The sequence below is a fragment of the Acidobacteriota bacterium genome (assembly GCA_040756905.1).
Classification (GTDB): domain Bacteria; phylum Acidobacteriota; class Aminicenantia; order JBFLYD01; family JBFLYD01; genus JBFLYD01.
Window position 1 is genome coordinate 1 of record JBFLYD010000028.1, and the last position, 10267, is coordinate 10267.

The window sequence follows — 10267 nt, forward strand, 5'->3', positions numbered from 1 at the left end:
GGCTTCAGCTTCCTGAATAACCTGAAGCTTAAATTCAGGGCTAAATACTCTTTTTTTACCAGACACTTGCTGCCTCCTTACATAGATAGTGTCTTATTTTTTTGTCCTATGCAAGGGGTGCACTCCCTTTTATTTAATATCATTAAGGGGCGTGAAATTAAATATTTCTTTATCTATCTTTTCTTCGAGTCGGATATTTTTATGTCTTTCTTCTGTAATCGATAGAAAATCTTTAAACTCCATCCGACTCTCTAATTTATAGAGTAAGGAATTTTTCTTTCCAATCCATAGTTTGTATTTCTTCTTTATTTTTGGATCTATTCCTTTAATGATATAACATTTATTTCCTTCTAATTTGTCCTCTCCTACTAAAGACAGATTTTGAAGATCGATGAGAGTAAAGCGACATCCTGATTTAATCAGCATACATGGAACTGTTGTAGTTCCTCCGCTTGATACACCTGCATTTGCAGAAATTCCGTCAAGAAGGCTTTTCATTCTATCAAACTTTCCTGATTCCCAATATGTGAAAGTATCTTTTCCATCACTCCAGAGAACACAAAGAATCCAAGGAGATTCTGGATAGAGTTGAGCTCTCCATTCAAATCTGAATAAATTTGGTCTAACAAAATAGGTCTTAAATGATTTTCGAGATATTTGCTTTCCTGAGTTTAGAACAAAGGTTGTTTCAATAAAACCTGTATCCTGATATGAAGAAAAGTTTGCATATTTTTCACCCATCCTCATTATGATTTCTTGAGCAGTAATAGAAGAATCCGTGGATAATTTTTTCAACACAATGATAAATGACATAGAGGCAAGAAGGATAAAAATGAAAATATTTTTTATTCTCATTAATTAATGCCTCTTTTTTATTTTATATAGAATAAATTTTAAAGATATGTCAATTTTTCTCATAAATTTTATCTTTTGAAGAGGTTTTTTATAAGGAACCAGAGGTTTTCTTTTCTTTCTCTTAAACGTCTGTAAAAGTAAGGAAGCCAGTGAGTTCCAAATGGCACATATATTCTTATGTTATAACCTTCATTTGCAATTCTTTCCTGAGTTTTGGATCTTATTCCATAGAGCATCTGAAATTCAAATTTATCGTTTGAGATGTTTTTTTCTTTTGCCATTTTTTTTATCTCTTTTAGTAAATATGAGTCATGGGTCGCAATGGCAGGATAATTTCCATCGTTAAAAAGAATTGAGGCAAGGTCAAGAAAATTTTTTCTTATTTCCTTCATCTTTTTGATTGCGATTGATTTAGACTCTTTATATGCACCTTTACAGAGTCTTACTTTAGCATTTATTGAATTTAGATATTTTATATCCTCTTCGCTTCTATAAAGGTAAGCCTGAATAACAATTCCCACGTTGTCAAATTCCTTTTTCAGTCTTGAATATATATCCAGTGTCCTCTGGGTGTAAGGAGAACCTTCCATGTCTATTCTTACAAAATTATTGTAGTTTTTTGCTCTTTCGACTATTTTTCTCACATTCTGATAGCAATATTCATCATCTATGTCCAAACCCATTTGTGTTAGCTTCAAAGATACATGGGATTGAATCCCGTTGTTGTTTATTATATCAAGTAAATCTAAATATGTCTGAACAGCATCCTCAGCCATTTCTTTATTTTTTACATTCTCACCCAGGACATCCAATGTTGCAAGAATTCCCATAGAATTTAGTTTTTTTACAGCTATTATAGCAGACTCAGGAGTTTCACCCGCAACAAAACTTTTTGCTAAAAAAGTTAATAATTTCATTATTGCGCTCCCATTAAAAATTTAGAAATTAGTATTATATATTTACATGGAAAAAACAACTTTAAAATAATTAAAATAGTAACATCAAGAATTTATGGAAGGCTTGCAACTGGAAGAATTTGGTGCTAATATTTTTTCCATAATGGGAGGGAATAATAAATGCAAAATTATAGATGCATAATTATTTAAATTGAAAGCATAGAGGGGGAAGATGGAAGGAAGAAGATATAGAAAAGAAAACGTTGAATTTCATAAAAGTATCTCTTCTTTAATTCAAAAAGAAAAACCTCCAAGCGATAGGGAGACCCTCAGAAATCCCAATAAATGAAAAAATTAAGAATATTACTAACGAACAAAGTTATAGTTAAATTCGTTAGTTTAAAAGAAAGGAAGTTTTTAAAGGAGGTAATCAAAGGTGAAAAAAGTTAGTGTTTTTATTTGTTTCTTTCTGATGTTTTTTTATTTTGGCTTCTCAGGCAAAGAAGAATGGAAAGGGAAAATTGAATATGAGAAAGGTGTTAAGGTGATTAAAAACTACGGTAAAGGACTATGGGAAGAAAGTAAAAAAGGCAAGAAAATATTCTTTAAAGAGGAGCTATCAATTGGAGTTTTAGAAGGAGATGAGAACAAGATATTTCATCAACCAATGGATGTGATAGCTGATGAGAGAGGAAATATTTATGTGTTGGATTCAGGAAATAACCGAATTCAAAAATTTGATAAAAATGGAAACTATCTTCTTACAATAGGAAAAAAGGGACAAGGACCTGGAGAAATTCTAAACTCCCAGGATATTGAATTTGATAGTAAGGGAAATATCTTAGTTTTTGATAAAGGAAATAATAGAATCACAAAGTTTGATTCTCAAGGAAAATTAATAGACTCTTTTAACTTGAAATTCCAACCTTCTTTTGGAGTTTTAGATTCAGATGATAATATTTATGTTTACGAGCGATACAATGGAAAATTAATCCACAAATTTAACTCTCAAGGAGAGCATCTCTTTTCCTTTTTAGATGAGATAAAAATTGAACAAAAAAGAATAGAGCCGCATCTTAATTATTTAGGAAGAATAGTAACTACAGAAGATGATAAAATCTTCTTAGTTCTAATCTATCCCTATACAATATATGTACATGATAAAGAAGGGAAATTGTTAGAGAAAATTATAACTGAAGTTCCATATGCTCAGCCACCTTATATAACTCCTCCTACCTCGTTTCAACCCAATGTTGTGATTACAAATTTTGTGATATCAGGAGTGGATATATCTCCTCAGGGTTATATTTTTTGTAGGGTTATTTCCTTTGAGATACCAGATAAACTTGATTCCTTTGAAAAAGTTCAAGAGCTCATGAGATCTCTTTTTAAGGAATATTCTTACATAGACCTCTTTGATCAAAAAGGTCGTTTCCTGACCCATCAAAAAACAGAGGGTTTCTCTTGGGGAAGCTATTTTGATAAAAAAGGATACTATTACGGAATAGAGGAAACAGAAGATTATTTTAGAGCTGTTAAATATTCAGTTCAGTTTAAATAATCGATCTTAGAAGGCATAGAGTCTGTTAAAGGGGGAGATTTTTTTCTCTCCTCCCAAACCTCAAACTTATCTGTAAGAATGTAGCCTAACAGAAATACCCTATAAGTCTTTGTGTTTAGAAGCCCTTTAAAATATATAATCTCAGAATGTAAAGTGTCACAAATGTCTTTAACTTATATAGAGTATTGAAATTGATTTTATTAAGAATTAGAATGGGAAAATGCAGAAAATAAGGATCAGAGGCGGGATACCTCTCAGGGGAATAATAAAAATATCAGGGGCAAAAAATGCTATTCTTCCAGCGATAGCCGCATCCATTCTTACAGAAGAAGAAATTATTTTAGAAAATGTGCCTAATGTGAAAGATGTTTATACAATGCTTGAAATCTTAAATGTTTTGGGAGGCGCCTGGGAAAAGTTAAATGGGAAAATTAAAATCAGAATGAAAGACATAAAAACTCCAAGAGCTCCATATGAACTTGTAAAAACAATGAGAGCTTCGATTTTAGTCATGGGACCCCTCCTTTCGAGGTTTAAAAAAGCTGAAATTTCTCACCCCGGTGGGTGTGCGATAGGATTAAGACCCATTGACCTCCATTTGGAAGGTTTAAAAGCCCTTGGCGCATCCATAAAACAGGAATTTGGATATGATATAGCAGAATCAAAGAGATTGATCGGAACAGAATATGAATTTAAGAAGGTAACAGTCACAGGGACTGAGAATTTAGTTATGGCAGCAACGCTTGCCGAAGGAATGACTCTTCTTTTGAATTGTGCCAAAGAGCCAGAAGTGATTGATCTTATAAAATTATTAAATAAAATGGGAGCTAAAATTGAAGGAGCTGGAACGGAGAGAATATTAATCGAGGGGGTGAAGAAATTAAATGGGACTCGCCATTCAGTAATTTCTGACAGGATAGAAACTGGAACCTATATGGTGGCTTCTGCCATTACAGGTGGTGAATTAAAGCTTGAAAACGTAAACACAGAAATTATGGAAAACATAATTATTCCATTAAAAAATGCTGGAGCTGAGGTGGGAGTTATAAGCAATAATGAAATAATTGTAAAGGGCAACAAACCTATAAATCCTTTAGAAATGGAAACTGCTCCATATCCTGGTTTTCCTACAGATATGCAGGCTCAATTTGTAGCGCTTCTAACCCAGGCAGATGGTATCTCCAAAGTAAAAGAGACAATTTTTTCAAGCAGATTTCATCATGTTAGCGAACTTGTCAGGATGGGTGCAAAGATAGAAGTTGATGGTGATAAAGCAATCATTTATGGAAAAACTCAACTTCAGGGAGCTGAGGTAATGGCTAATGATTTAAGAGCTTCTGCTTCTCTTGTGTTAGCAGGACTTGTTGCTAAAGGAGAGACAATTATAGATAGAGTTTATCATCTTGACAGAGGTTATGAGAAAATGGAAGAAAAGCTAAGAGGAGTTGGAGCTGAGATAGAGAGAATTGAATAAAATAGTAAACTGTAAACCGTGATTAGTGAATAGAAAAAAATTAAAATGGAAGAAAAGCAATGTGTGTTTTGCAGTGTAATAAGAAAAGAAATAAATGCAAAGATTGTTTATGAAGATGATAAAGTTATTGCTTTTGATGACGTAAATCCTCAGGCTCCAGTCCATGTTTTGATTATTCCAAAAGAACATTTTGAGTCAATTAATGAATTTCCCGAAGAGAAGAAAGAAATTTTAGGATATATGGTATTCATTTCAAAAAAGATTGTAGAGATAAAAGGGATCTCAAAAAAAGGATACAGGCTCGTACTTAACACTGGAAGAGAGGCTGGCCAGTCAATTTTTCATATTCATCTCCATGTTCTTGGCGGAAGATACATGAGGTGGCCGCCAGGATAAATCAAATGAACAGTGATTTGAGCAGCAAGGGTGATCCGAAATTAGGGCTACCTCTGAATTTTTTTATAAGAGGTTAACTATCCCCTTCGCTCAGAAAGATAGTAACTTGATTTCTTCTAATACAAAAACTTGCCTGCATTAAAAAGTTCCAGTTGTTCGAGATGAGTAAAATTGGTAAAATGAAAAGGACATAAATATTGGCCAATAACTAAATATGGAGGGAAAAATGAAAATATACTGGTTAGGGCACTCAGCAGTAAAAATTGAGGGAAGTAAAACAGTATTCATAGACCCCTTTTTAACAGGAAATCCGCTTGCTTCAACTTCAATAGATAAAATCGATAAAGCAGATATAGTTATTGTTACCCATGACCATGAGGATCATCTTGGGGATAGTTTTGCCATATGCAAGAAAACAGGCGCCACTTTAGTTTCAGTTCATGAAATTTCTGTAAAAGCATCGAATGAAGGAATTAAATCAGAAGGGATGAACATAGGAGGGACGGTAGAGGTAGATGGAGTAAAGATTCACATGGTTCAGGCTACTCATTCTGCTTACAGTACCCATCCGGTTGGAGTTGTTGTTGAAATGGATGGGAAGAGAATTTATCACGCTGGTGACACAGGGCTTTTCTCTGACATGAAATTAATTGGTGAATTTTACAAGCCAGATTTAACACTTTTACCCATCGATGGGAGATACAACATGGATGTTGTTCAGGCTTCAAAAGCAGCTGAATTTATAAAAGCTAAGAATTTCATACCCATTCATTATGACACATTTCCAATAGTAAAAGCTTCTCCTGAAAAGTTTAAAGAGATGGTTGGAAGGAAGGGAAATGTAATTATTTTAAAGCCAGGAGAATTCTTCACTCTATAGACTAACAAATGGCATATTTAATCGATGGAAATAATTTAATGGAGAGGATTTCTGAATCTAATTACGAAGAATCTGACAGTCGTATTTCATTGGTAAGATTTTTATATAAATTTTATAAAATTAGGAAACAAAGAATAATCGTTGTTTTTGATGGAAGGCCTACCCCTCAATTACTCGAATTCCATCCTGAGGCTGTTGATTTTAAAATTCTTTTCTCCAAACCAGGATCGAATGCAGATGGAAAAATTAAAGAAATAATAGAAAAAATGGATTATTTAAGGAATTTAACTCTTGTAACATCTGATAGAGATTTGAGAGATTTTGGAAAAAGATCTAGAGCAAAGACTATTTCTTCCTATGAATTTTTAAAATTCGTTAAAAGGGTTTTAAGGGAGACCAGAAACAAGGAAGATGATAGGAAAAAAGAGGTAAGATTAACACCCTTAGAAATAGAACAATGGATGAAGGTATTTTCAAAAAAAGAAGAATGAAAATATCAATAATAGGCTGTGGAAGATTAGGGACTTCTTTAACGAAAGCTTTAAAGAAAAAAAAATACAGTCTGGTATATATTTATGATGCAGATAAGAAAAAAGCAATCGAATCCAAAGATATCATCCAGGGAATAAATATTTCTAAAGACATTGCTGGTTTGATCGAGAAAAGTGATTTAATTTTCATCACGGTTCCTGACAAAAAAATTAGAGAGGTTGTAATAGAAATTGTCAGAATCAATAAAAATTTAAAAGATAAATTTTTCTTTCATACCAGTGGAATTTATTCTTCAAAGATTCTTAAGGAATTAAAAGGCTTGGAAGCAAAAACTGGAGTCTTTCATCCTGTTCAGAGCTTTCCGACGAAAGATATGAGAGCTGATGTATTCAAAAACATATTTTTTACCTATGAAGGTGATGCTGAAGGAAAAAAAATCGCAGAGAAAATTTCAAAAGATTTGGGTGGAGAATTGATAGAGATGAAAAAAGTTCGAAGAGAAAAATATCATCTTGCTTGCAGCATAGCTTCAAATCTTTTATTAATCCTTTTCAAATTGGCAGTAAATAAGATAGAAGAATCCGGCCTATCAAAAAAAAGAGCCACAGAAGTTTTAACTCCTCTTGCTATTAGCACTTTAAAGAATATTAATGAAGTAGGGATTGAGAAAGCTCTAACAGGACCCCTGATCAGAGAGGATATTGAAACTCTGAGAATGCATATCGAAAACTTGAATGGTTCTGAAAGAGATATTTATAAAAAATTAATTGAATATTTTATAATGAGTTTTCCAACAGATAATCTTTCAGAAAAGTATCTTAAAGAGTTAGGTTTACTTATCCGTTGAAATATATTACTTCTTCTTCAAGGATATATCCAAATTGTTTTTTAACTTTTTCTTTTAGAATCTTTGCAAGTTCAAGAACATCCTTTGATGTAGCTCTTCCTTTGTTAATGATATAGTTTGCATGATTGTTCCATACTTCTGCATCTCCAACTCTAATTCCTTTTGCACCGACTTTTTCTAATAATTCACCGGCAGGAATTTTTTTCCCATCCGGAGTTATTATATTTTTAAAAAAACTTCCTGCATTTGGATAGCGGGGAGCTGGATTTTTATTTTCTCTATAATTAGCAATTTCTTTTATGTTTTTTCCAATTTCAGATTTATTTCCCCTTTTTAGTCTAAAGGTCGTTTTTAGAACAAAATCGCCTTTTTCTCTTAAACTTGATTTTCTATATTGGAATTGAAAATACTCTTTTGAAACATGGAGAATTTTTCCGTTACGATTTATAACCTGAGCTCTAATGAGATAATCTCCTATAGATCTTCCAAATGCACCGGCATTTCCATGGATAGCACCTCCAATAGTCCCTGGGATTCCCACAAGAAATTCTATTCCCATCAATGAATTTTCCTTTGCGCATTCGATAAATTCATCCAATAGGTTACCCGAGTATATTTCAATTTCCTCATTGTTGACTTTTGTCCCCTTTATCTCATTTTCCACTATTATTCCGAGAAATCCGTTATCATCGAACAATATATTTGTTCCTTTTCCTATTATATATATAGGTATAGAATATCTTTTGGAAATTCCAATTAATTTTATAATATCCTTTTCATCCTGTATTTTTAAGAAGAATTTGCACTTTCCACCAATTTTAAAGCTTGAGTGTTTTTTTAGTGGTTCATCCAAAAGAAGTTCTGCGCTTATTTCTTTTCTGATTTCTTTCTCTATCTTGGTGAAGTTTAATTTTGATAGGTTTTTCATTTTAATATTTTATCAGATTATGAGAGAATTGAAAAGATTTTTTATTTGTTTATATAATAGGGAGAGGTTTTAATGGTTTTTATATCAGAAGTAGATCAGGTAAAAAGAGAGTTGGAAAGAAAAGGAGTACACCTTTCAGAATCAAAAATTTCTGAATATCTTAAAGGAATAGAAAATACTCAACAATATTTTCCCTTTGAGAGACAACAGAGCTTGGTTATTAATCTATTGCTTGAATGGGAAAAAAGAAAAAATGAGAAGATTCTAATAATTACAGATGAGTTTCATAAAGAATCTCCATTTCCGTCCTCTGTAGCAATAGGAATTCTCAGTTCTGATTGGCCTGGTTTATCTGATACTTCAATAGGGATTTTTCATGAAAAAGGCTGGAATATATATTTTGTGAAAGGAATTTCTCTTGTCCATTCCGGAGAGAAACTCGGTCTTGTTTTGATTTCGTTACTTTTCAATGCCAGGGAAGAGAGGGAGAAATTTTTAAAAGAAAAAGAAGAAATTTTATTAGATATTAAGAAAGCTTCTGTTGGAGAAATTTCAAAAACCTTTTTGCTCTCCGAGGAGACAAAAAAAATAAAACTTTACAGCGAGGTTATTGAACAAATTCAGAAAGTTTATAAAGGGAAGAAATTGGAGGGAATAATTGGCTTTGATGGAGAGGCTCCAAAGTTTTTCTCAGCTCGTTCAAGAGAGTACATAGAGGAGAGAAAAATAGAAGATATATCTTACATAATAATCAGAAATTTTGAGATGGTCGAGAAGGTAAGAGAAACCTCCGAACTACAGATAGATATCAAAAATCTGTGGACAAAAAAAGGAGAATTTACTGGAATTTCAATCGTATGGTTTGTCGGGAACCTCTTTATCGAGGATTGTATTAGAGCCATTAATCTTGTTGTCCCAGGTTTCGTAATAAAATATAACAAAGAATTTTCAACAACAGATGGAATAACAGTTTTAAGATTAGAAATCGTTGATTCGGATGGAAATCCTTTAGCTCAGGATATAATTGAGAAAATTAGGGTAAATTTAGTATCGGTAATTTTGGGAAGAAAATATAATAAAGCCGATCTGATTAAGTCCGTTGGTGGGTTTGAGCATTATGCCCGTGCAATAATCCCTTTTCTTATAAAAGAGGCTCATGAGACAAAAAAGACTCAGGTTTTTCTGAGCGTGGTGAATTCATCTGAATTTTATATTGATTTTAAAATTTTGATGGCCATATACTGCCCGGTCAAATCAGATGTAATCGAATATAGGTGTGTTAGATCGTTAGACTCGATAGAGGGTTTTGATGTATCTTCTGCGAATCCTCCGAGGTTCTACGGAGATGTTGAACTTGATATTTTCGATTTAAGAGCAAATCTCCTTGAATTTTCAGATGTTGAAGAAATTTACAGGAAGATCAAAGAAAAGATTAAGGAAAGTGTTGGAGAATATAGAGATTTTGATGAAGGGATGAGAGAGATGGATATGTTAAAATTTAAGAATGTAAGGGAAATTTTTAAGTCATATGATGAAAAGGAAATAAGAGAACTTTATTACAGCCTTGAAGACTTTTTCAGAATTTCAGCATCTATCAATGAAATTAAAACATTGATAGAATTTGAAATTGAATTTTTACAAAAATCGCTTAGAAACCCTGAAGATATAGTAATTGAAGCAAAGAATCTTTACTGGGAAGATGGTGATTCTAAATACGGGCTTTCAATTATTGGAGTTTCTTCCACGCCCAAGCATAGAATTGTTGATGAACTTTTTGAAATTCTAAAAAATTATCAAATTACTTTTAGCAGATTTAATAGAGGAAAAAAATCGTTTTTTATATTTGAGATAAAGAAGAATGGAAGAAAATTAGAGGAAGATGAGTTGCGTTTGTTAGCTGAAAAGATTTCTTCATTAAAATAAGAAATAAAAAATAGA

Annotated in this window: 10 protein-coding genes; 7 read left to right on the plus strand and 3 right to left on the minus strand. The window is 32.5% G+C overall.

The window, feature by feature from the left end; all coding sequences use genetic code 11:
- Window positions 1-129 precede the first annotated feature (129 nt).
- Both AB1410_03850 and AB1410_03855 read right to left on the minus strand, forming a co-directional pair.
- Window positions 130-855 carry a hypothetical protein gene (locus AB1410_03850; protein ID MEW6455834.1) on the minus strand — a complete coding sequence of 242 codons (726 nt, stop codon included), beginning with the start codon at window positions 853-855 and terminating at the stop codon, window positions 130-132.
- A 68-nt stretch (window positions 856-923) separates the two neighbouring features.
- The gene (locus AB1410_03855) at window positions 924-1772 is read right to left on the minus strand and encodes a proline dehydrogenase family protein (protein MEW6455835.1); all 849 of its coding nucleotides are present in this window, start codon (window positions 1770-1772) and stop codon (window positions 924-926) included.
- A gap of 415 nt (window positions 1773-2187) precedes the next feature.
- On the opposite strand from AB1410_03855, the gene AB1410_03860 reads away from it, so the two are divergent.
- The 6 genes from AB1410_03860 (at window position 2188) to AB1410_03885 (ending at window position 7401) form a co-directional block, all read left to right on the plus strand.
- Window positions 2188-3312, plus strand: a complete 1125-nt coding sequence (locus AB1410_03860) for an NHL repeat-containing protein (protein MEW6455836.1) — start codon at window positions 2188-2190, stop codon at window positions 3310-3312.
- A 220-nt stretch (window positions 3313-3532) separates the two neighbouring features.
- Complete coding sequence (gene murA, locus AB1410_03865) at window positions 3533-4786, plus strand: UDP-N-acetylglucosamine 1-carboxyvinyltransferase (GenBank protein ID MEW6455837.1); 1254 nt, start codon at window positions 3533-3535, stop codon at window positions 4784-4786.
- Between the two features lie 45 nt (window positions 4787-4831).
- Window positions 4832-5182 (plus strand): histidine triad nucleotide-binding protein, encoded by a 351-nt coding sequence (locus tag AB1410_03870; protein MEW6455838.1) that lies wholly within the window; start codon window positions 4832-4834, stop codon window positions 5180-5182.
- Between the two features lie 226 nt (window positions 5183-5408).
- Entirely contained in the window at window positions 5409-6062 is a 654-nt protein-coding gene (locus tag AB1410_03875) for a metal-dependent hydrolase (GenBank protein ID MEW6455839.1), read from the plus strand.
- An 8-nt stretch (window positions 6063-6070) separates the two neighbouring features.
- Window positions 6071-6553: an NYN domain-containing protein gene (locus AB1410_03880; GenBank protein ID MEW6455840.1), complete on the plus strand. Its 483-nt coding sequence runs from the start codon at window positions 6071-6073 to the stop codon at window positions 6551-6553.
- Entirely contained in the window at window positions 6550-7401 is an 852-nt protein-coding gene (locus AB1410_03885) for a DUF2520 domain-containing protein (protein MEW6455841.1), read from the plus strand. The genes AB1410_03880 and AB1410_03885 overlap by 4 nt, the downstream gene beginning before the upstream one ends.
- Here AB1410_03885 and murB read toward each other — a convergent pair.
- Entirely contained in the window at window positions 7391-8329 is a 939-nt protein-coding gene (gene murB, locus AB1410_03890) for a UDP-N-acetylmuramate dehydrogenase (protein ID MEW6455842.1), read from the minus strand. The genes AB1410_03885 and murB overlap by 11 nt on opposite strands.
- Before the next feature lie 72 nt (window positions 8330-8401).
- On the opposite strand from murB, the gene AB1410_03895 reads away from it, so the two are divergent.
- Complete coding sequence (locus AB1410_03895; GenBank protein MEW6455843.1) at window positions 8402-10252, plus strand: hypothetical protein; 1851 nt, start codon at window positions 8402-8404, stop codon at window positions 10250-10252.
- The last annotated feature ends 15 nt before the right edge of the window (window positions 10253-10267 follow it).